This is a genomic window from Micromonospora sp. URMC 103, assembly GCF_051386435.1.
Classification (GTDB): domain Bacteria; phylum Actinomycetota; class Actinomycetes; order Mycobacteriales; family Micromonosporaceae; genus Micromonospora.
Window position 1 is genome coordinate 2,431,089 of the sequence record NZ_JBPQTR010000005.1, and the last position, 20,107, is coordinate 2,451,195.

The following is a 20,107-nucleotide window of genomic DNA, read 5'->3' on the forward strand; positions in this document are numbered from 1 at the left end:
GTGCCCCTGCTGTACGACCTCGGCAAGCTGACCCTCGGCACCGCCCTGCGGCTGGGCTGGCGCCCCCACGTCGAAGGGCTCGCGCACGTGCCGCGCCACGGCGGCGCGATCCTCGCCGGCAACCACCTCTCGGTCGCCGACGAGCTGTTCCTCGCCACCGTGACGCCCCGGCACGTCGCCTTCTGGGCCAAGTCCGAGTACTTCTCCGGCGGCGGCCCGCGCGGCTGGCTCAGCCGCCGCATCGTCAGCGGCATGGGCGCCATCCGGGTGGAACGAGGCGGTGGCCGGGCCGTCCTCGCGGCGTTCGACGCGGCGATTCCGGTGCTCCGCGCCGGCGGCCTCGTCGCCGTCTACCCGGAGGGCACCCGCTCTCCCGACGGACGGCTGCACCGCGGCCGCACCGGAGTCGTGCGGCTGGCCCGCGACGCCGGCGTGCCGATCGTCCCGGTCGGCGTGCTCGGCACGGCGGAGGTGCTCCCCATCGACGCGCGCCTCCCCCGGCGGCACCCCGTCACGCTGCGGTTCGGCCCACCGATCCCGGTGGCCGGCCGCATCGACGGCCCCCGTGACGTCCGGGCGCTCACCGACGAGGTGATGGCGGCGATCCAACGCTTGACCGGCCAGGAGTACGTCCCCCGGTACGCCCCGAAGCGGGACTCCCTGGCCGCCTGACGGGCCCGACCCGGCTGAGCCCGGGCATGCCGCGCATTGCCGGGCCGGCGTGTCGGCGCGTTGCCGGACCGGCGCGTCCGCGCATTGCCGGGCCGGCGTGTCCGCGCGTTGCCGGGTCGGCGTGTCGGCGCGTTGCCGGGCCCGCGCGTCCGCGCGCTGCCGGGCCCGCGCGTCGGCGCGGCACCGGAGATCGTGCTCGAACCTGGTTGTCGTGGTGTCCGCGCGCACGGGATGCCACGACACCCACGATCGAGTGCGATCTTGCAATGGCGCGTCGCCCCGGGCGCCGGTCAGCCGGCGAGCAGCGACGCCATCCGCTGGGCCTGGGTCTCCCAGCGCCACTCCTTCTCGACCCAGGCCCGGCCGGCCGCGCCGAGCTGGCGGGCCAGGTCCCGGTCGGCGAGCAGCCGCGACACCCGGTCGGCGAGCTGGGCGACGTCGTGGCCGCGTACCACGTAACCGGTCTCGCCCTCGCGGACCGCGTCCGGGGCGCCGCCCGAGTCACCGGCGACCACGGGCAGCCCGGCCGCGGACGCCTCCAGGTAGACGATGCCGAGCCCCTCCACGTCGAGCCCCCGGTTGCGGGTGCGGCACGGCATCGCGTACACGTCACCGGCCGCGTAGTGCGCCGGCAGGTCGGCCGCCGGCACGGAGCCCGTGAAGACCACCTCGCGGTCCACGCCGGTCTGGCGGGCCAGCTTCTCGAGCGCGGCCCGGTACGGCCCGCCCCCGACCACGAGCAGCGCCGCGTCGGGAACCCGGCGGCGGATCTCCGGCATGGCCCGGATCAGCATGTCCTGGCCCTTGCGGGGCACCAGCCGGGAGACGCAGACCACGACCGGGCGGTCGGACAACCCGAGCCGCGCGCGCACCGGTTCCCCGTCGACGCCCGGGTGGTAGGTGTCCACGTCCACGCCGGGCGCGAGCCGGTGCAGCTCGGTGAGCCCGTGCAGCGCCCGGGCGAGCCGGGTCCGGGTGTACTCGCCGAGGTACGTGACCACGTCCGCGCCGCGCCCGATCCGGCGCAGCGCCGCCCGCGCGCCGGGCAGGGCGGCCCAGCCGACCTCGTGCCCGTGCGTCTGCGCCACCACCCGGCGGATGCCGGCCCGCCGGCGCAGCCCCGCCGCGAGCAGCCCGAGCGGGGCCGCCGCGCCGAACCACACCGTGTCGCAGTCGTACGCCCGTGCCAGCCGCGCCGCCCGGCGTGCCACCAGCGGGGTGGGCAGCAGCACCCGAGTGCGTTCCCGGATCACCTCGAACGGCTGGTCGGCGTCGAACTTGTCCGCCCCGCGCCAGCTCGACGCATACACCACCACGGAGCCGGTGGGCTGGCGCACCGCGAGGTTGTGCACGAACGACTGGATGCCGCCGGGGCGGGGCGGGAAATCGTTGGTGATCAGCAGCGTCCGGCTCATCTGCCGGCCTCCCTGGCGTAGGCGCGGGCGGCGGCCATCCGCTCGACCGTCGACGGGTGGGTGGCGGAGTACAGGTACTCCCAGCGCGGCGGATCGGGGTCCGCGAGGTTGACCCCGGCCAGCCGGCGTTGCATGGCCTCGAAGGCGGCCGGGTCGCCCGTGAGGTCGAGCGCGTGCGCGTCGGCGCGCGCCTCCACCCGCCGGGAGATCAACGCCTGCGCCGGCGCGGACACCAGGCCGGCCACCGTCACCAGGGCGACCAGCAGCGGGAACGCGCGCGGTTGGGCGACCGAGTCGACGCCCGCAAGCCGCAGCAGCGGCGCCCACGAGCCGATCAGGTAGAGCGCCACCACCGCCGCGGCGGCGCCCAGCGCCCCGGTCAACGTGCCCACGGTGACGTCGCGGTCCTTGGCGTGCCCCAGCTCGTGCGCCACCACGGCGGTCACCTCCTCGGGCGGCGCCTCCCGGAGCAGGGTGTCGTAGACCACGACCCGCCGGGTCGGGCCGATGCCCGAGACGTACGCGTTGACGGCCCGCGTCCGGCGCGACGCGTCGGCCACCAGCACGTCCCGCACCGGCACCCCGTCACGGGCGGCCATCGCCATCAGCTCGGTGCGCAGCGGGCCCTGCTCCATCGGGGTGAACCGGTTGAACACCGGCTCCACCAGCACCGGCAGGACGAACGAGAGCAGCACCACGAGACCGGCCGCACCGGCCGCGCCGAACGCCCACCACCAGCGCGGGGACAGCCGGATCACGGTGTAGAAGCCAAGCAGCGCGACGCCGCCGATCACGGCGCTCACCGCGTACGACTTGAGCAGGTCGACCGCCCAGCCGCTCCAGCCGTTGGTGCTGAGCCCGTAGCGGGTGAGCACGGCCTGGCGCCAGGCGGCGAACGGGAGGGTCACCAGGTCGGCGACGAGCACCACGGCCAGCCCGCCGAGCACGGCCTGGGCCGCCCAGTTGCCGCCGAACGGCCGCCCGGCCAGCTCGACGAGGCGACTGCCCAGCGGGGTGAGACCGAGGGCGAGCGCGACCAGCAGGCCCACGGCGAGCGAGACGTAGCCGCCGGGACGCAGCGCCGACCGGAACTCCCGGCTCCGGGCGACGTGGTCGGCCGGAAGGTCACGCAGGGCGGCGAGCTGGTCGGCCCGGGGCGCCGGCGGACGGTGCCAGGGAATCAGCAGCGCCACGGTGACCACGAACGCGAGGGCGAGCCCGACCAGGGTCAGCAGCGCCCAGCCGCGCGGCGTCATCCCGACACCCCGGCGCACGGACGCCCGCTGCCGCCCCGCGATACCCGCGTCATCCCCGTTCTCCTCCCGCCGTGACCGCCCATCCTAGGGCTCGCCGGCCCACCGCACCCGCGACGGCCGGCCCATCACGGGCGCGACGGCCAGCCCACCACGGGCGGGTCGCCGCACGGCCACACCACCGGTGCGCACGGGCGCCCGGTCGACCGCCGCCGGTGCGCGCGGGCGCCCGGTCCACCGCCGCCAGCGGCCCGGGTGGAGCCTGCCGCGCTACCGCCCGGGAGGCGCCACCGGCGGCCGGTCGCCCCTGCCCCTTGTCCCCTGCCCCTTGTCCCTTGCCGCCCGCCGCCCGCCGGTCGCCGGCTGGGCGAGACGACGGGCCGACCATGCCATGCCACCCGTGGGCCCCGGTGCCGGGTCGACGACCGCCAGCGGCTCGGGCGGCCTGCGGCGTGTCGATCCGGCGTCGACGACGAGCGGCACCCGCTGCCAACGCCCGGGTGCCGCGGCGGTCAGGCGACCCGGCGACGCCGGGCTGGACGTGGCTGACCGGCGGGCCGCCGCGGGGCGGGCAGCACCTCCACCTCGAACCCGGCGCGCATGAACACCTCGATCGCCCGGTGCTCGGCGGCGCCGAGGTCCGCGGCCGGGGACCGGTCGTCGAGCAGGGCGGTCACCAGGCAACCGGAACAGCCGGCTCCCCGGACGGCGCACCGGTCGCAGTCGATGAGCATGAAGCCTCCTGACGGGCTGCGGCGGCGGAGGCGACACCGTCGTCGCCGCCCGACCACCGTCGGTCACATCGACATTAGGCAAGGGGTACGACAGAACCGGACAACGGCCGTCCAGCCGCCCCGAACCCGATCAAGCCGACCGCCGGGCCGCCGACCGGATCGGCGCGTCAAGATCAACGCGAGTTCCAGGAAGGCGGGCTGTCGCGGCACGAAAACGGCCCGACTTCCGGGAAGTCGAGTCGATCACGACGGCTCAACGCGCTTGATCCACACCAGATCCCCGATATGGCGCCATCCGGCACGCCGGTATACCGCCAGATCGGCGAAACGGAGTCGATCGAACGGGAGAGGCGGCGCTCCGCCCCATATGTGGGGCAGCTCGACAGTGTGGCAGGCACTCCTCCGCCCCGCGGGTAGATCGAGGCGGCACCCGGACCGCCGGACCCAGAGCCCCGGCCCCGGCCACCCGAGCAGCCGAGCAGCCGAGCAGCCGAGCAGCCGAGAGCCCGAGCACCAAGGACAGCGAGGACAGCCGGACCAGGCGCCGCGCCCGCCGCGTCAGGAGCGGGCGAGGCGGCGCAGCAGCGAGTCGGCGCCGAGCGGGTACGCGCCGTGCCGGCGTACCCCGTCGGCCACCTCGCGGTCGGAGGAGATCACGACGACCGGCCGACCCGGCGGCTCGGCGCGGACCAGGCGGCGGATCAGCTCGTCCGCGGTCTCCCCCTTGCGGGAGAAGAGCACCCGTACGCCACGTGGGGCGGGCGGCAGCCCAGGGATGCGTTCGGCCCCGTCGAAGACGACGGTGACCTCGTCGCCGGTCTGCGCGGCGATCCCACCGAGACCGCTGATGAGGCGTTTGCGCTGCTGCTCCAGCGACATCTCGCCGAAGCCGCGCTTGGTGACGTTGTAGCCGTCCACCACGAGGTGGGCGCGGGGCAGCGCGAGCAGTTGGTCAAGCCGGGCCGGGTCGTCGGTGTCGCGGGCGCGGGCCGCGGCGCCGGCCACGGCGGCGGGCTGGTCGGCGGTCGCCTCCGCCACGAAGTCGGCCGGCAGCTTGTCGACCGGATCGAGCGCCAGTTCCCGGCGCAGCCCGACGGCGGCCTGGCCGATCGTCTCCAGCAGCAGCCAGAGGCGGGCGTCGTCGACCGAGCGTGCCTCCTTCGCGCTGGCCCGGGCGACGCCCGCGGCGGCCTCCGCCTCGGCCAGGCGGGCGCGGGCTCGGCGCAGCTCGGCGTCGGCGTCGGCCGCGGCCCGCGCCGCGCGACCGCGCTCGGTGGCGAGCAGCTCGTTGGCCCGCCGCTCGGCGGCCTGCGTCTCGCGGAGCGTACGGGCCAGTTGGCGTGCCTCCTCGCGGAGCTGGCCGAGCTCCTCGCGGACCCGGGCCAGCTCGTCACGGAGCTTCTCCGCCTCGACCCGGGCCACGGCCCGGTCGTGCTCGGCGCGGGTGGCCCGCTGCTCGGCCTCGCGGACCAGCTCCGCGACCACCGCGCTGTCGGCTTCGGCGCGGACGGCGGCGCCGCTCGCGTCGATCAGCTCGCGCCAGCCGCGCGGCCGCGCCAGGTAGGCCAGCGCGGCCACCTCGACCGGGTCGGCGGCGGCCGGCGCGGTGCCCTCCACCACGGCCGCGCCCAGGTCGCCGGCGTCGGCGAGCACCCGGGCGGTGACCCGCTGCCGGAAGAGCGGGTCGGCGGTGAGCTGGGCGGCGATCGCCGGGGCGCCGAGGCGGGCCCGCCGGTTGGGCGCGAACTTCGCCACCCGGCGCAGCGGCACGGGCACCTCGTCGGCGGGGAGGCCGGGCAGCACGGCGGCGGTCAGCGTCACGATCCGCTGCCGCACCGGCTCGGGCAGGACCGGCTCGGGCTCCGGGACGGATTCCGGCACCTCACCGCCGTCGTCGCGCGCAGCGGCGGACCGGTCCTCCGGAGGGAGGTGGTCGTCGTACGGCTCGGTGAGGGGCATGTGGCAAGTCTCCCACCGCGACCGGGCCCACCGCCCGGTGAGTGAGCCGATCTCTCATCCTAGCGCCGTGACGACGCGTGGGGCGGCTGAGACGGGAGTGTCGGACCGTGGCGCTAGCGTGCCGCGGATGGCACAGGCGGAGTACGTCCAGGAGACGCTGGCCGGTCTCGACCCCAGCGCCGGCGGCGGTGTCGACCCGGCCCTGCCGCTGTACGCGACCACGTTCGTGGTGGTCGACCTGGAGACCACCGGCGGGGCGCCCGACGGCGGCGGGATCACCGAGATCGGCGCCGTCAAGGTCCGCGGTGGTGAGGAGTTGGGCGTGCTCGCCACTCTCGTCAACCCGGGGCAGCCGATCCCCCCGTTCATCACGGTGCTGACCGGCATCACGCAGGCCATGGTGGTGCCCGCGCCGCCGATCGAGCAGGTGCTGCCGAGCTTCCTGGAGTTCATCACCGACGCGGTGCTGGTCGCGCACAACGCGCCGTACGACGTCGGGTTCCTGAAGGCGGCCTGCGCCCGCCACGGCTACCGCTGGCCCAACCCCCGGGTGCTGGACACCGCCGCGCTGGCGCGTCGCGTCCTCATGCGCGACGAGGTGCCCAACCGCAAGCTGGGCACCCTGGCGGCCTACTTCCGCACCGCCGTCCAGCCGACGCACCGGGCGCTGGACGACGCCAAGGCCACCGTCGACGTGCTGCACGCCCTGATCGGCCGGCTCGGCGGGCACCGCGTGGACACGATCGGCGACGCCATCGAGTTCGCCAGGGCGGTCACCCCCACGCAGCGACGCAAGCGCCACCTGGCCGACGGGCTGCCGAAGGTGCCCGGGGTGTACATCTTCCGGGCCGCCGACGACCGGCCGCTGTACGTGGGCACGTCGGGCGACATCGCCACGCGGGTGCGCAGCTACTTCACGGCGGCCGAGAAGCGGGCCCGGATCTCGGAGATGCTCGCCGCCGCGGAGCGGGTCGAGGCGGTGGAGTGCGCGCACTCGCTCGAGGCCGAGGTGCGCGAGCTGCGGCTGATCGCGGCGCACGCCCCGCCGTACAACCGGCGGTCGAAGTTCCCGGAGCGGATGCTCTGGCTCAAGCTCACCGAGGAGCACTACCCGCGGCTGTCCGTGGTCCGCGACCTCGCCGCCACCGACCGGGCCTACCTCGGGCCGTTCACCTCCCGGCGCGCCGCCGAGCAGGCCGCCGCGGGCTTCCACGACGCGGTGCCGCTGCGCCAGTGCACCCACCGGCTCTCGCTGCGCACCGTCACGCCGGCCTGCGCGCTGGCCGAGCTGGGTCGCTGCGCGGCGCCCTGCGAGCACCGGATCACACCGGAGGAGTACGACCGGCGCGCCGCCACGCCGTTCCGCACCGCCACGGCCGACGACCCGCAGGTGGTGGTGGACGCCCTGCTGGCCCGGATCGACGCGCTCTCCCGCGACCAGCGCTACGAGGAGGCGGCCGTGGTCCGCTCCCGCCTCACGGCGGTGCTGCGGGCCGCGGTCCGGATGCAGCGGCTGGCCGCGCTCACCGGGATCGCGGAGCTGGCCGCCGCCCGCCCGGCGGCCCGCGGTGGCTGGGAGTTGGCGCTGGTCCGGCACGGCCGGTTGGCCGGCGCCGGCGTGTCGCCGCCCGGGGTCCATCCGCGACCCACGCTCGCCGCCATCCGGGCCACCGCGGAGACCGTCGCCGCGGGACACGGCCCGGTCCCGGCGGCCACGGCCGAGGAGTCCGAACGCATCCTGTCCTGGTTGGAGCGACCGGAGACCCGGCTGGTGGAGATGTCCTCCGGATGGTCGTCCCCGGTCCGTGGGGCGGCGCGCTTCCGCGACCTCCTGGCCAAGGCCGAAGCCGCCGCGTCCCACCAACTCTCGACCGAACGCTCATGACCAAGTGACCGATCGGACTACGTCGACTCCCTTAGGCTGTTAGAGAAGTGCAGTCCTGCCCGATTCGTGGGCCTGCTCCCGGTTGCCGCGCGTCGGTGGCCGCGGGGCCGGGGTGAGGAGGTGTCCCTCGTGGACGTCGACGCCGGACACGGCGCCGCCCTGGGGGGCGCGCTTCCGACCCAGCCGGGCGAGCTGCCGCTGACCCGTCGGCTACGGTCGCTGCTCACCTGGCCGACCACCGAGACCGACCCGGTCAACCACCTGATCCGCACCCACCGTGGCATCCACGCGGGCGCCGACCCGTCCGTGCTGCGCCGGGCGTACACCATCGCGGAGAACATGCACCGCGGGCAGTTCCGCAAGAGCGGCGAGCCCTACATCACCCACCCGCTCGCGGTGGCCCAGATCTGCGCCGACCTGGGAATGGACACCACCACCCTCGTGGCGGCGCTGCTGCACGACACGGTGGAGGACACCCGTTACACGCTCCAGGCGCTGCACGAGGACTTCGGCGACCAGGTGGCCCACCTCGTCGACGGGGTCACGAAGTTCGACAAGGCGTTCTACGGCAAGGCGGCCGAGGCCGAGACGATCCGAAAGATGATCATCGCGGCCGGCAAGGACGTCCGGGTCCTGATCATCAAGCTGGCCGACCGGCTGCACAACATGCGCACCCTCGGCGTCCGGTCCGCCGCCTCCCGCGAGCGGATCGCCCGCAAGACCGAGGAGGTGCTCATCCCGCTCTGCGACCGGCTGGGCATCCAGACGCTCAAGCGGGAGCTGGACGACGTGGTGCTGCTGCACCTGCACCCCGAGGACCACGCCCGGATCGCCCGGCACGTGCACGACCGGCCCGGATGGGACGCGTACCTGGAGAACGTGGTGGCGCAGGCCAAGGCGGCGCTGCGCCGCAGCCGGGTCGACGCCCAGGTGAGCCCGCGGCCGCGGCACCTCTACTCGATCTGGAAGGACACCGTGGCGGGCGGCCACGGCAGCCCGTACGACCTGCCCCGCATCGCCGTTGTCGTGGACGGGCCGCCGACCGACTGTTACGCGGCCCTCGGCGCCGTCCACGGCCTGTGGCGCCCGGTGCCGGGCCGGTTCAAGGACTACATCGCCTCGCCCAAGAACAACCTCTACCGCTCCCTGCACACCAGCGTCTGGGGCCCGAAGGACCGCACCGTCGAGGTCCTCATCCGCACCGAGGAGATGCACCGTTCGGCCGAGTACGGCATCGCGGCCGACTACCGCTTCCCGCGCGCCGGCGGCGCCGCGGCGACGGCCCACGCCGAGCAGCTGGCCTGGCTGCACCGGGTGCTCGACTGGGAGCAGGACGCCGCCGACCCGGCGCAGTTCCTCGAGTCGCTGCGCTGCGACCTGTCCGAGGCGCAGATCCAGGTGTTCGCCGACGGGCGGCAGGTCATGCTGCCGGCCGGCGCGACCCCGGTGGACCTCGCGTACGAGCTGGGCACCGACCGGGGCGACCACTGCCTCGCCGCACGGATCAACGGCCGGCTCGCGCCGCTCTCCTCGGAACTGGAGGAGGGTGACGTGGTCGAGATCTTCACCGAGAGCGACGCCGACAACGGTTTCGAGGCCGAGGCCGCGCCGCGCGGCCCCCGCCGGGAGTGGCTCGGCTTCGTGAAGTCGCCGCACGCGCAGATGCAGATCAACCGCTGGTTCGCGGAGCACACCGAGCCGGGCATCTCGATCAGCGACAAGGTGCGCCTCGGCCGGGCCGCCATCGGGCTCACCCTGCGCCAGCACAACCGGGGGCTCGCCAGCGACCTGCCGCTGCTGCGCCTCTCCGAGGAGCTGGGCTACCCCGACCTGGAGACGATGCTCGTCGCCGTCTTCGACCGGGTGCTCGCCCCGGACGACGTGGTTCGCCAGCTCATCGACCTCGTCGACCACCGCCAGTGACCGGCGGGCGCGAGCGGCACGGGTGACCACTAGCCTGGAGCCATGATCCCCCGCTCTCGCGCCACCGGGCGTGCCGTCGCGTACCAGGTCTTCTACCGGCTGCCGCTGCCGGTGCGGCGCCGCCTGGTCCGGCTGGCCGTGCCGAAGTACATCGTCGGCGCCGTCACCCTGGTCCGCGACGCCGAGGCCGAGGGGGCCGGCCGGCTGCTCATGCTCCGGCAGCCGCCCGGGCACAGCTGGACGCTTCCGGCCGGCCTGCTGCAACGGGGTGAGGCTCCGGTGGTCGGCGCGGCCCGCGAGCTGCACGAGGAGACCGGCATCAAGCTCTCCCCCGCCCGGCTGCGCCCGGCGGTGCCGAACGCCGTGGTGCACGCCAAGGGGTGGGTCGACTGTGTCTTCGAGACCGAGGTGCCGGCCAGCACCACGCCGCTCACGGTCGACGGCGCCGAGGTCTTCGAGGCCGCCTGGCAGCCGCTGGACGACCTGCCCCGGCTGAGCTGGCCGACGGCGCGGCTGCTCGCGTACTACGGCATCGGCCCGCTGGTGGGGCAGTTCCCGCCGCCGGTGCCCGACACGGAGGAGTGACGGTGCCGCCGGCCGGCGCGGGCGACATCTGCGCGGTGGTGCTCGCCGCCGGCGAGGGGACGCGCCTGCGACCGTTGACCGAGCGGCTGCCCAAGGCGCTCTGCCCGGTCGGCAACGTGCCGCTGCTGGACCGGGCGCTGGCCCGGCTCGCGGGTCTCGGCCTGACCGGGCCGGCCCGGGTCGCCGTGAACGCCTGCTACCTGGCCGGGCAGGTGGTCGCGCACGTCGGCGACCGGGCACATCTCTCGGTGGAGCCGGGCGACCCGCTCGGCACCGCGGGCGGGGTGGCGCGCCTGCGGGACTGGATCGCCGGCCGGCCGGTGCTCGTCGGCAACGCGGACGCGTACCTCGCCGACCCGGCCGCCGCTCCCGGCCCGGACGTGGCCGCGCTGCTGGCCGGCTGGGACGGCGAGGAGGTACGCCTGCTCGGCCAGCCCGCCGCCGACTCGTCGGCGCCCGGCACGTTCGGCGGGTACGCCTTCACGGGGTTCTCGCTGCTGCCGTGGCGCCTGGTGCGCGACCTGCCGGACGGCTTCGGCGACCTGGTACGCGCGATCTGGCGGCCGGCCGAGGCGGCGGGCGCGCTGCGCGTGGTGCCCTACCGCGGCACGTTCTACGACACCGGCACCCCCGCCGACTACCTCGCCGCGAACCTGCACACCGCCCGCGGCGGCCTGATCGACCCGGCCGCCCGCGGCGGCCTGGTCGACCCGACGGCCACCGTCACGGGCCGCTGCCGGGAGTCGGTGGTCGGCGCGGGCGCCGTGGTGCGCGGCGAAATCGTCCGGTCGGTCGTGTGGCCCGGCGCGACCGTCCGCGACGGCGAGCGGCTGCACGAGGTGATCCGCGCCGGCGACGACCTCACCGTGCCCGCCGCCCGGCCATCCGCGAGGATCTAGCATGAGCGACGACGCCCGACGAACGGAGAACTCCCCGTGATCACCGCGATCGTGCTGATCGACTGCGCCACCGACTCGATTCCCGAGGTGGCCGAGACCCTGGCCAACCTTCCCGGCGTCAGCGAGGTCTACTCGGTGGCCGGGCACGTCGACCTGATCGCCATGGTCCGCGTACGCGAGTTCGAGCAGATCGCCCAGGTCATCGCCGGCAGCATCTCGAAGGTCCCGGGCGTGCTCAACACCGAGACGCACATCGCCTTCCGGGCGTACTCCCAGCACGACCTGGAGGAGGCCTTCGCCATCGGCCTGGCGAACGCCGACTGACCGGGGCTCCGGCCGACGGTCTTCCCCGACCTGGACGGGCGACGGCCGGTCCATCCCGCGGATGGACCGGCCGTTTCGCTGCCCGAGGTCAGCTCTGGCCCGGGGCCGGCGACTCGGTGGTGCCGCCGCCCGGAGCGGGCGACTCGGTTCCGGTGCCGCCCGGAGCCGGGGATTCGGTCCCGGTGCCGCCCGGAGCCGGCGACTCGGTCCCGGTGCCACCGGGGCTCGGCGTGCCACTGGCGCTGGCCTGCGGAACCGGAACACCAAGCTGCTGGGCCAGCTGGACCAGCTCGTCGTAGTGCGCCTGGAGCACCGGCAGCGCGGTCTGCGCCAGCTGGATCACCGACTGCTCGGAGCCCTGCGAGATCTCCGTCTGGGTGGCCTGGATGGACTGGACGTGGCCGGCCAGCTGCGCGGTCACCCACTCACGGTCGAAGTTCGCCCCGCTCGCGTTGTTCAACCGGTCGATCACGGCCTGCTGGTCCTGGGTGGGACCGTTGGGCAGCTGCACGTTGAGCTGCTGCGCGGTCTGCTGCACCGTCTGGTCCAGCTGGGTGTGGTCGGTCACGAACATCTTGCCGAGGTCCTTGACCTGCTGGTTCTGGCCCTTCTGCTGGGCCAGCTCACCCGTGGTGATCTCGAACAGGTTGGTCTGGTGGATCGCCTGCAGATACTGGGTGTCCTGCGACGACGGCTGCGCCGCGGCCTGCGCCGCGGCGGCCGGTGCGACACCCACCACCACCAGCGCGGCCAGCAGGCCGAGGCGTTTGATACCCAACATGCTTCCCCCCCTTGAGACGTTGGACGGCGCACGGATACCCGGCTCACCGGGGTTATTCCTGCGATCCGCGCCGTGAGGGGACGGCCGGGTCAGGCCTCGCGGTCCCGCTCCGGACGCTGCCGCCGTGACCGGCGCACCCGAAACGGGGTCGAAACCGGCGGGGCGGGGCGGGACAGGGCGCAAACGGACGTGGCGCCCGCCGGAATCCGGCGGGCGCCACGTCGGGCGGGTCGGGGTCAGCGGCGCGGCTCGCCGCTGCCGATCTCCTCACGCTCCGGTCGGGGCTCGACCGGCGGGTGACCCGGCGAGACCGGCGCCTCGACCGGCTTCTCGATCGGGTAGAAGAAGCCCCGGACGGCCGGGCCGAGGGCCCCGAGCCGGTTCATCTTCTTCGGCACCACCCAACCGGCGTACTCCAGCTCGCCGTGGCCGTCGCCGTGCTCCGCCGCGGTGAGCGGCTGGTGCACCTCGACGAACCGGCCGTCCGGCAGGCGCCGGATGATGCCGGTCTCCACGCCGTGCGCGAGCACCTCACGGTCGTGCTGCTGCAGACCGAGGCACAGCCGGTACGTCACGTAGTACGCGAGCGGCGGCACGAGGAGCAGGCCGATACGGCCGGCCCAGGTCATCGCGTTCAGGCTGATCTGGAACTTGTCGGCGATGACGTCGTTGGCGCCGGAGATCGTCAGCACCAGGTAGAACGACACCGCCATGGCGCCCACCGCGGTGCGGGCCGGCGCGTCACGGGGCCGCTGGAGCAGGTTGTGGCTCTTGCGGTCCTTGAGGTGCCGCGCCTCCATGAACGGGTAGAGCGTGGACAGACCGACGAGGATGCCGGGCAGCACGACCGTCGGCCAGAACAGCGGCGGGATCACGTACCCGTCGCCGAGCGGGATGGTGATCTGCCACGCCGGCATGAGCCGGGTCGAGCCGTCCAGGAACATGACGTACCAGTCCGGCTGGCTGGCGGCCGAGACGACCCACGCCTCGTACGGGCCGAAGAGCCAGATCGGGTTGATCTGGAACAGACCGCCCATCAGCGCGATCACGCCGAAGACGACCATGAAGAAGCCGCCCTGCTTGATGGCGTACCGCGGGAACATCCGCTCGCCGACCACGTTGCCGTTGGTCCGGCCGGGGCCGGGCCACTGGGTGTGCTTCTGCTTGAAGACCAGGCCCAGGTGGGCGCTGATCAGGGCGAGCAGCAGGGCCGGGATGAGCAGCACGTGGGCGATGAAGAACCGGCTGATGATGATCGTGCCGGGGAACTCCCCGCCGAAGATCGACGAGGTGAGCCACGAGCCGATCACCGGGATGGAGAGCATGATCGCCGAGGCGATCCGCAGACCGGTGCCGGAGAGCCCGTCGTCCGGCAGCGAGTAGCCGGTGAAGCCGGCCAGGAAGCCGACCCAGAACAGCAGCGAGCCGATGATCCAGTTCGTCTCACGCGGCTTGCGGAACGCGCCGGTGAAGAACACGCGCAGCATGTGCACGACGATCGCGGCCATGAACAGCAGCGCCGCCCAGTGGTGCATCTGCCGCATGACCAGACCGCCCCGGACCTCGAAGGAGAGGTCGAGGCTGGAGGCGTACGCGGCGGACATCGGCGTGCCCCGCAGCGGGGCGTAGGCGCCGTCGTAGACCACCTCGGTCATCGACGGCTCGAAGAAGAAGGTCAGGAACGTACCGGTGAGCAGCAGCACGATGAACGAGAAGAGCGCGATCTCACCGAGCAGGAAGGACCAGTGGTCCGGGAAGACCTTGTTCAGCAGCCGGCGCAGGGGCGTGGCCACCTGGAAGCGGTCGTCCACCCCCGCCGCGGTGTTGCCCGGCACAGCCGCCAGGTCGAACTTACGACGCTTCATGGCCGCTCCCAGAAGTCTGGCCCGACGGTCTCGGTGTAGTCGGACTTCGCGACGAAGAAGCCCTCGGAGTCCACCTCGATCGGCAGCTGCGGCAGCCGCCGGCTCGCGGGCCCGAAGACGGGCCGGGCATTGTCGGTGATCAGGAACTGCGACTGGTGGCACGGGCAGAGCAGCCGGTTGGTCTGCTGCTCGAAGAGACTGGCCGGGCAGCCCGCGTGCGTGCAGATCTTGGAGAACGCCGCGTAGTTGCCCCACATGTAGTCGCCGTGACCCACCCGCTCGTTGTTCCGGCGGGACTCCTGCGCGTCGGAGTCCCGCAGGTGGATCAGCAGGGTGGGCGAGTCGGCGTGCCGGTTGCTCACGCCCTCCTCGATGCCGGGGAAGACGGTGAGCTGACCGCCCGAGCTGATGTCCGCGGGGCGCACCGGCCGGCCGTCCTCGCGGACGAGCCGGACCCGCTGACCGCCCTCCGCCGCGGCGAACCCGGTGGTGAACATCTGGTTGTTCTTGTGCGGGTTGGAGATCAGCCCGCCGACCAGCGGGGCCGCCGCGACCGCGCCGACCGGCGCGAGGCCCAGCAGCAGCGAGGCGCCCAGCAGCGGCCGCCGCTTCACACCCATCTCGTCGGCCATGTAGAGCATGGTCTGGCCGGTGATGGTGCGCTCGTCCTGGGCCACGGCGCCCTCGTGCCGGTCCTGGATCGAGACCTCCTTGGGCAGCAGCTTCTTGCCCCAGGTGAGGATGCCGAAGCCGACGGCCAGCAGGGCCAGGCCGAGGGTCACGCCGAGCAGCGGGGTGTAGTACTTGTCCATCCCGCGGCCCGGGGCGTACTCCCACGGCCACCAGATGTAGATGACCAGGAAGGCGGTCGCCGCCAGGCCGGTGAGCAGGAAGAGCGTGGCGACCAGCCGGACGAGCCGGCGCTCGGCCTTGCTGCCCGCGACGACCTGCGGCTCGTAGTGGACGATCTCGATGTCGTCCCGGCGGGCGCCCTCGCGGACGATGTCGAAGCGGGTAACCCCGGGGGTGTTCACGTCGAGCGGCTCCCGGCCCTGCTGGGCCTGGTGCTCGGTGTGCGTGCTCATGCCGTCACCTCGTTACCGGCGGTGCCGGGGTGCGGCACCGCAGCGCTGAATCGAATGATCCGCCCGGTCACGACTTGCCCGCAATCCACAGGCTCGCGAAGACCAGCGCGACGATGCCGACCAGGAAGATCGCCAGGCCCTCGGTGGAGGGGCCGTACCGGCCGAGGTTGAAGCCGCCCGGGTCCTGGTCGTGCTTCAGCGTCTCCTGGATGTAGGCGATGATGTCGGCCTTCTGATCCGGCCGGAGCTGGTTGTCGCCGAACACCGGCATGTTCTGCGGGCCGCTCAGCATGGCGGCGTAGATCTGCCGGTCGCTCGCGGGGCGCAGGCTCGGGGCGAACTTGCCCGACGAGAGCGCGCCGCCGCCGGCACCGAAGGCGTGGCACTGGGAGCAGTTGATGCGGAACAGCTCGCCGCCGGCGGCGACGTCGCCCTCCTCGTGCAGGTCGTTGCCGTCCGGCACCACGGGACCGCCGCCGAGCTCCTGGATGTACTGGGCCAGCTGGCGGGTCTGCTCGTCGGTGAAGAGCGGGGGCTTGCGGTGCGCCTGCGCCTCCTGCCGGGGCAGCGGCATGCGGCCGGTGCTGACCTGGAACTCGACCGAGGCGGCGCCCACACCGATGAGGCTCGGGCCACGTCCCTCGACGCCCTGGGCGTTGCGGCCGTGACAGGTCACGCAGCTCACGTCGAACAGCGCCTTGCCCTCGGCTGCGGCGCCGCTGAGGGGGGCACTGTCCTGCGCCTGCGCGCCCGGGGCGAAGACCGTGTAGGCGCCCCCGGCCAGCGTCAGCGCGGCGAGCAGCCGGACCGCGGCACCCAGCCGGCGGCGGCCCCTGCTGCGCGCCGCGGGCCGCCCGCGCAGCCGCGCGAGCAGACCGCGTGGGCGGTCGTTGTCAGAAGTCATGACCTGTGTCCTTAACCGGTTGGACCTTAATCAGGAGACGGAGCAACGGCGCGATTCGTGACACGCCAAGATCACTGAAGCCAGTAGATCATGGCGTAGAGCCCGATCCACACGACGTCGACGAAGTGCCAGTAGTACGACACGACGATCGCCGAGGTGGCCTGCGCCGGCGTGAACCGGCCCATCGTGGTGCGGATCATGAAGATGATGAAGGCGATGAGACCACCGGTCACGTGCAGACCGTGGAAGCCGGTGGTCAGGTAGAACATCGACCCGTAACCGTCTTCGTTGATCTTCACGCCCTCGTGCACCAGATTGCGGTACTCGTTGAGCTGACCGAGCACGAAGATGAGGCCCATCACGAAGGTGATCGTGAACCAGCGCCGCAGCGCGTGCACGTCACCCCGCTCGGCCGCGAAGACGCCGAGCTGGCAGGTCACCGAGGACAACACCAGGATCACCGTGAAGGTGGTCGCGTACGGGATGTTGAGGATCTCGGTGTGCTTCTCCCACTGCTCCGGCGCCGCCGCGCGGATGGAGAAGTACATCGCGAACAGCGCCGCGAAGAACATGAGTTCGCTGGAGAGCCACACGATCGTCCCGACGCTGACCATGTTGGGTCGGGTCAGGGAGTGGATCCGGCTCTTGTCAATGGCTGGGGCCGCAGTCACGCGGTCATTATTGCCCCTGACCGGCGTCGGCGATCAGCGGGGTGGCAAACCAGTGGTCACGGTGGCCCGATCGTGGTGGTCCGGTTCGCCTGGCCTAGCCTGAAAAGCGTGCTGCACGTCGATCCGATCTTCGCCGCCACCTCGGCCGCCACCTCGGCGGCCGCCGGAGCGACCCCGCCGCCGTTCTCCATCACCTCGGTGTTCACCGAGGCCCGGCTGGACAGCTGGCTGACCCTGGGGCTGGTTCTCGCCGCCGGGCTCTACCTCTACGGGGTGCACCGGCTGCGGATCCGGGGCGACCGGTGGCCGGTCTCGCGTACCGTCTTCTTCCTCGGCCCCGGCCTGGGCGGTATCGCGCTCGTCACGGCCAGCGGCATCGAGACGTACGACACCACCCTACTGTCGGTGCACATGGTCCAGCACATGGTGCTGTCGATGGTGTCGCCGATCTTCCTGGCGCTCGGCGCGCCCATGACGCTGGCCCTGCGTACGCTGCCGCAGCGACCGCGCAAGCGGCTGCTCGCGATCGTGCACAGCCGGATCGCCCGGATCTACAGCTTCCCACTGGTGGCGTTCGCCATCTTCGTGGTCAACCCGTTCGTGCTCTACTTCACCGACCTCTACCGGTACACCCTCGCGCACGCCTGGGCGCACGAGCTGGTGCACGCGCACTTCATCATGACCGGCTGCGTGTTCTTCTGGCCGCTGCTCGGCCTGGACCCGCTGCCCGGGCGGTGGCCGTACCCGGCCCGGGCGCTGCTCATGGTGCTCTCGGTGCCGTTCCACACCGTGCTCGGTCTCACGATCATGCAGAGCAGCACGCTCTTCGGCGGGGACTGGTACCCGTCGCTCCACCTCGGCTGGGCCGACCCGTGGGACGACCAGGTGCTCGCCGGCGGCATCCTGTGGGCCGGTGGCGAGTTCGTGAGCGTGACGATGCTCGCGGTGCTGGTCGTGCAGTGGGTCAAGCAGTCGGAGCGGGAGGCCCGCCGCATCGACCGCGAGCTGGACCGCCAGGAGGCCCGCGAGCGGGCCGCCGGATCAACGGCCTGAGCTGCGACGACGTCCGGGCCGGCGGCCGGTGCCGGGCGCGTGTCGGCTGCGTCACGTCGACCGGTACGATCAGCGGGCAGCTACGAGGTGGGAGCCAGCCGAGCCATGAGCGATCGTGAGTGCACCGTCCTGCTCTACAGCGACGACCCGGACGTCCGTGACCGGATGCGGCTGGCCGTCGGCACCCGTCCGGCGCCCGGCCTGAAGCTGGAGTTCGTCGAGGCGTCCACGTACGCCGAGGTCGTCCGCCTCGTCGACGACTACGAGATCGACCTGCTGCTGCTCGACGGCGAGGCGAGCCCCGGCGGCGGCCTCGGCATCGCCCGCCAGATCAAGGACGACCGGGACGACGCTCCCCCGACCTGCGTGGTGATCGCCCGCGCCGCGGACCGATGGCTGGCCGCGTACGCCGAGGTCGACGCCACCCTGGTGCACCCGCTCGACCCGGTGACCACCGGCACCACGGTGGCCGAGCTGCTGCGGACGCACGCACCCGCCTGACGTCCCCGCTCCGGCACCGCCACGGCGCCGGACCCACCGGCGCCGGTTCATCCCACCCGCATCCGCACGCTCGGGAGGCCCGCGATGGGCGATCGGACCTGGCCCCAACTTCTCAACGCGCTGCTCCGCGGCGAGGAGCTCTCCACCGCCGACACGGCCTGGGCCATGGGCGAGATCATGAGCGGCTCGGCGACACCGGCGCAGGTCGCCGGGCTCACCGTGGGGCTGCGGGCCAAGGGCGAGACCCCGACCGAGCTGGCCGGTTTCGTCGAGGCGATGCTCACCCGGGCCGTCCCGGTCGCGCTGCCCGACGAGGTACGGGCGACCGCGCTGGACGTGGTCGGCACGGGCGGCGACCTCGCGCACACCGTCAACATCTCCACGATGGCCGCCATGGTGGTGGCGGGCGCCGGCGTACGTGTCGTCAAGCACGGCAACCGTGCCGCCTCCTCCTCCTGCGGCACGGCCGACCTGCTGGAGTTCCTCGGCGTACCGCTGGACCTCGGCCCCGAGGGGGTCGCCCGGTGCGTCACGGAGGCCGGCATCGGCTTCTGCTTCGCGGCCCGGTTCCACCCCGGCATGCGGCACACCGGGCCGGTCCGGCGCGAGCTGGGCGTGCCCACCGTGTTCAACTTCCTCGGCCCGCTGAGCAACCCGGCCCGGCCCCGGGCCGGCGCCGTCGGCTGCTTCGACCTGCGGATGGCGCCCGTGATGGCCGCCGTGTTCGCGGCGCGCGGGGACTCGGTGCTCGTGATGCGGGGCGAGGACGGGCTCGACGAGTTCACGACCGCCGCGCCGACGCGGGTGTGGGCGGCGCAGGGTGGCGTCGTCCGGGAGGCGACGCTCGACGCGACCGACCTGGGGGTGCCCCGGTCCACCATCGGCGACCTGCGGGGCGGCGACGCGCCCTTCAACGCCGACGTGGCGCGCCGCGTGCTGGCCGGCGAGACCGGGCCGGTGCGGGACGCCGTCCTCGTCAACGCGGCCGCGGCGCTGGCCACGCAGGGCCCGCTCGACGGCGACCTGACCGAGGCGCTGCGCGCCGGCATGGCCCGCGCCGCCGAGTCGATCGATTCCGGCGCGGCGGCCGCCACCCTGGACCGCTGGATCAAAGTCGCCCGCGCCCTCTGACCGGCCGCGGCGGCCGTCGTCGGCGCGTCCTGCTCCGGGTTGGTCCACACCGTTCCGCCGGTACGGCGGGGTCCGGACCCGTTCGACAACGCCGGATCGGCGAACCGGTGTCGATCGGGCGTGCCACCCGCCCGCCACGGCGATCGTGTCGGACCGGCGTGCCAAACTACACGGGAGTGATTCACCGACCGTCGCGCGGCACCTGCCGGCGGACCGGGAGCGAAAGGAGACGCCCGTGTCGGACCGCGAGCTCTACTGCGACAGTTGCGAGGGCGTTCAGCCGTTCGAGGCGCCGCCGTGCGCCGACGGGCACGGCGTCGACTGCCCCGAACTCGTCTGCACCGGCTGCGGCGCCGCCGTGCTGATCGCGACGTTCGCCTTCCGCGCTCCCCGGCTCGCCCGCCGCCGCCAGCCGGCCCGCCGCCACGCCGCCTGACCCCCGCACGCCGAACGGCCCGCCTCCCTCG

At 73.6% G+C, this 20,107-nt stretch carries 19 protein-coding genes; 10 read left to right on the forward strand and 9 right to left on the reverse strand.

Translation table 11 applies throughout. From position 1 onward, the window contains the following. Complete coding sequence (locus ACSNOA_RS24390; RefSeq protein ID WP_436661727.1) at positions 1 to 672, forward strand: lysophospholipid acyltransferase family protein; 672 nt, start codon at positions 1 to 3, stop codon at positions 670 to 672. A gap of 290 nt (positions 673 to 962) precedes the next feature. Here the strand turns inward: ACSNOA_RS24390 and ACSNOA_RS24395 are convergent, their stop codons facing one another. From ACSNOA_RS24395 to ACSNOA_RS24410, 4 genes are all read right to left on the reverse strand, one after another. Further along, entirely contained in the window at positions 963 to 2,087 is a 1,125-nt protein-coding gene (locus ACSNOA_RS24395; protein WP_436661728.1) for a glycosyltransferase family 4 protein, read from the reverse strand. Beyond that, positions 2,084 to 3,343, reverse strand: a complete 1,260-nt coding sequence (locus ACSNOA_RS24400; protein WP_436661729.1) for a M48 family metallopeptidase — start codon at positions 3,341 to 3,343, stop codon at positions 2,084 to 2,086. Before ACSNOA_RS24400 ends, ACSNOA_RS24395 begins: the two co-directional genes overlap by 4 nt. Before the next feature lie 509 nt (positions 3,344 to 3,852). Then, the gene (locus tag ACSNOA_RS24405; protein WP_436661730.1) at positions 3,853 to 4,074 is read right to left on the reverse strand and encodes a hypothetical protein; all 222 of its coding nucleotides are present in this window, start codon (positions 4,072 to 4,074) and stop codon (positions 3,853 to 3,855) included. A 558-nt stretch (positions 4,075 to 4,632) separates the two neighbouring features. Continuing rightward, a complete protein-coding gene (locus ACSNOA_RS24410) occupies positions 4,633 to 6,033 on the reverse strand; it encodes an NYN domain-containing protein (RefSeq protein ID WP_436661731.1) in 1,401 nt (466 codons plus the stop codon). 127 nt (positions 6,034 to 6,160) lie between these two features. On the opposite strand from ACSNOA_RS24410, the gene ACSNOA_RS24415 reads away from it, so the two are divergent. From ACSNOA_RS24415 to ACSNOA_RS24435, 5 genes are all read left to right on the forward strand, one after another. Further along, positions 6,161 to 7,918, forward strand: coding sequence for a DEDD exonuclease domain-containing protein (locus ACSNOA_RS24415; RefSeq protein WP_436661733.1), 1,758 nt, complete (start codon positions 6,161 to 6,163; stop codon positions 7,916 to 7,918). 129 nt (positions 7,919 to 8,047) lie between these two features. After that, positions 8,048 to 9,841, forward strand: a complete 1,794-nt coding sequence (locus tag ACSNOA_RS24420; protein ID WP_436662436.1) for a RelA/SpoT family protein — start codon at positions 8,048 to 8,050, stop codon at positions 9,839 to 9,841. 42 nt (positions 9,842 to 9,883) lie between these two features. After that, positions 9,884 to 10,426 carry an NUDIX hydrolase gene (locus ACSNOA_RS24425; protein ID WP_436661734.1) on the forward strand — a complete coding sequence of 181 codons (543 nt, stop codon included), beginning with the start codon at positions 9,884 to 9,886 and terminating at the stop codon, positions 10,424 to 10,426. A gap of 2 nt (positions 10,427 to 10,428) precedes the next feature. Then, positions 10,429 to 11,325 carry a nucleotidyltransferase family protein gene (locus ACSNOA_RS24430; protein WP_436661736.1) on the forward strand — a complete coding sequence of 299 codons (897 nt, stop codon included), beginning with the start codon at positions 10,429 to 10,431 and terminating at the stop codon, positions 11,323 to 11,325. A gap of 36 nt (positions 11,326 to 11,361) precedes the next feature. Then, positions 11,362 to 11,649, forward strand: coding sequence for an Lrp/AsnC family transcriptional regulator (locus ACSNOA_RS24435; protein WP_436661737.1), 288 nt, complete (start codon positions 11,362 to 11,364; stop codon positions 11,647 to 11,649). A gap of 88 nt (positions 11,650 to 11,737) precedes the next feature. Here the strand turns inward: ACSNOA_RS24435 and ACSNOA_RS24440 are convergent, their stop codons facing one another. The 5 genes from ACSNOA_RS24440 to ctaE form a co-directional block, all read right to left on the reverse strand. Further along, a complete protein-coding gene (locus ACSNOA_RS24440; protein WP_436661739.1) occupies positions 11,738 to 12,430 on the reverse strand; it encodes a DUF4142 domain-containing protein in 693 nt (230 codons plus the stop codon). 236 nt (positions 12,431 to 12,666) lie between these two features. Next, positions 12,667 to 14,295 (reverse strand): cytochrome bc1 complex cytochrome b subunit, encoded by a 1,629-nt coding sequence (gene qcrB, locus ACSNOA_RS24445; protein ID WP_436661741.1) that lies wholly within the window; start codon positions 14,293 to 14,295, stop codon positions 12,667 to 12,669. Next, positions 14,292 to 15,380 (reverse strand): cytochrome bc1 complex Rieske iron-sulfur subunit, encoded by a 1,089-nt coding sequence (gene qcrA / locus ACSNOA_RS24450; RefSeq protein ID WP_436661743.1) that lies wholly within the window; start codon positions 15,378 to 15,380, stop codon positions 14,292 to 14,294. Before qcrA ends, qcrB begins: the two co-directional genes overlap by 4 nt. Before the next feature lie 67 nt (positions 15,381 to 15,447). Beyond that, a complete protein-coding gene (qcrC, locus tag ACSNOA_RS24455; protein ID WP_436661745.1) occupies positions 15,448 to 16,284 on the reverse strand; it encodes a cytochrome bc1 complex diheme cytochrome c subunit in 837 nt (278 codons plus the stop codon). 71 nt (positions 16,285 to 16,355) lie between these two features. After that, positions 16,356 to 16,955, reverse strand: coding sequence for an aa3-type cytochrome oxidase subunit III (ctaE, locus tag ACSNOA_RS24460; RefSeq protein WP_436661747.1), 600 nt, complete (start codon positions 16,953 to 16,955; stop codon positions 16,356 to 16,358). Positions 16,956 to 17,063: 108 nt separating this feature from the next. Here ctaE and ACSNOA_RS24465 point away from each other — a divergent pair, with 108 nt between their 5' ends. The 4 genes from ACSNOA_RS24465 (at position 17,064) to ACSNOA_RS24480 (ending at position 20,076) form a co-directional block, all read left to right on the forward strand. Beyond that, positions 17,064 to 18,008: a cytochrome c oxidase assembly protein gene (locus tag ACSNOA_RS24465; protein WP_436661749.1), complete on the forward strand. Its 945-nt coding sequence runs from the start codon at positions 17,064 to 17,066 to the stop codon at positions 18,006 to 18,008. A 105-nt stretch (positions 18,009 to 18,113) separates the two neighbouring features. Continuing rightward, a complete protein-coding gene (locus ACSNOA_RS24470) occupies positions 18,114 to 18,509 on the forward strand; it encodes a hypothetical protein (RefSeq protein ID WP_436661751.1) in 396 nt (131 codons plus the stop codon). An 84-nt stretch (positions 18,510 to 18,593) separates the two neighbouring features. Then, entirely contained in the window at positions 18,594 to 19,640 is a 1,047-nt protein-coding gene (gene trpD, locus ACSNOA_RS24475) for an anthranilate phosphoribosyltransferase (RefSeq protein ID WP_436661753.1), read from the forward strand. Between the two features lie 235 nt (positions 19,641 to 19,875). Then, positions 19,876 to 20,076, forward strand: coding sequence for a hypothetical protein (locus tag ACSNOA_RS24480; RefSeq protein ID WP_436661754.1), 201 nt, complete (start codon positions 19,876 to 19,878; stop codon positions 20,074 to 20,076). The last annotated feature ends 31 nt before the right edge of the window (positions 20,077 to 20,107 follow it).

What these genes read in the sequence shown, in the direction of transcription:
- ACSNOA_RS24395 (WP_436661728.1), bottom strand. Translation starts at nt 2,087, where the DNA reads ATGAGCCGGACGCTGCTGATCACCAACGATTTCCCGCCCCGCCCCGGC.
- ACSNOA_RS24400 (WP_436661729.1), bottom strand. Translation starts at nt 3,343, where the DNA reads ATGACGCCGCGCGGCTGGGCGCTGCTGACCCTGGTCGGGCTCGCCCTC.
- ACSNOA_RS24405 (WP_436661730.1), bottom strand. Translation starts at nt 4,074, where the DNA reads ATGCTCATCGACTGCGACCGGTGCGCCGTCCGGGGAGCCGGCTGTTCC.
- ACSNOA_RS24410 (WP_436661731.1), bottom strand. Translation starts at nt 6,033, where the DNA reads ATGCCCCTCACCGAGCCGTACGACGACCACCTCCCTCCGGAGGACCGG.
- ACSNOA_RS24415 (WP_436661733.1), top strand. Translation starts at nt 6,161, where the DNA reads ATGGCACAGGCGGAGTACGTCCAGGAGACGCTGGCCGGTCTCGACCCC.
- ACSNOA_RS24425 (WP_436661734.1), top strand. Translation starts at nt 9,884, where the DNA reads ATGATCCCCCGCTCTCGCGCCACCGGGCGTGCCGTCGCGTACCAGGTC.
- ACSNOA_RS24440 (WP_436661739.1), bottom strand. Translation starts at nt 12,430, where the DNA reads ATGTTGGGTATCAAACGCCTCGGCCTGCTGGCCGCGCTGGTGGTGGTG.
- qcrB (WP_436661741.1), bottom strand. Translation starts at nt 14,295, where the DNA reads ATGAAGCGTCGTAAGTTCGACCTGGCGGCTGTGCCGGGCAACACCGCG.
- qcrA (WP_436661743.1), bottom strand. Translation starts at nt 15,380, where the DNA reads ATGAGCACGCACACCGAGCACCAGGCCCAGCAGGGCCGGGAGCCGCTC.
- qcrC (WP_436661745.1), bottom strand. Translation starts at nt 16,284, where the DNA reads ATGACTTCTGACAACGACCGCCCACGCGGTCTGCTCGCGCGGCTGCGC.
- ACSNOA_RS24470 (WP_436661751.1), top strand. Translation starts at nt 18,114, where the DNA reads ATGAGCGATCGTGAGTGCACCGTCCTGCTCTACAGCGACGACCCGGAC.
- trpD (WP_436661753.1), top strand. Translation starts at nt 18,594, where the DNA reads ATGGGCGATCGGACCTGGCCCCAACTTCTCAACGCGCTGCTCCGCGGC.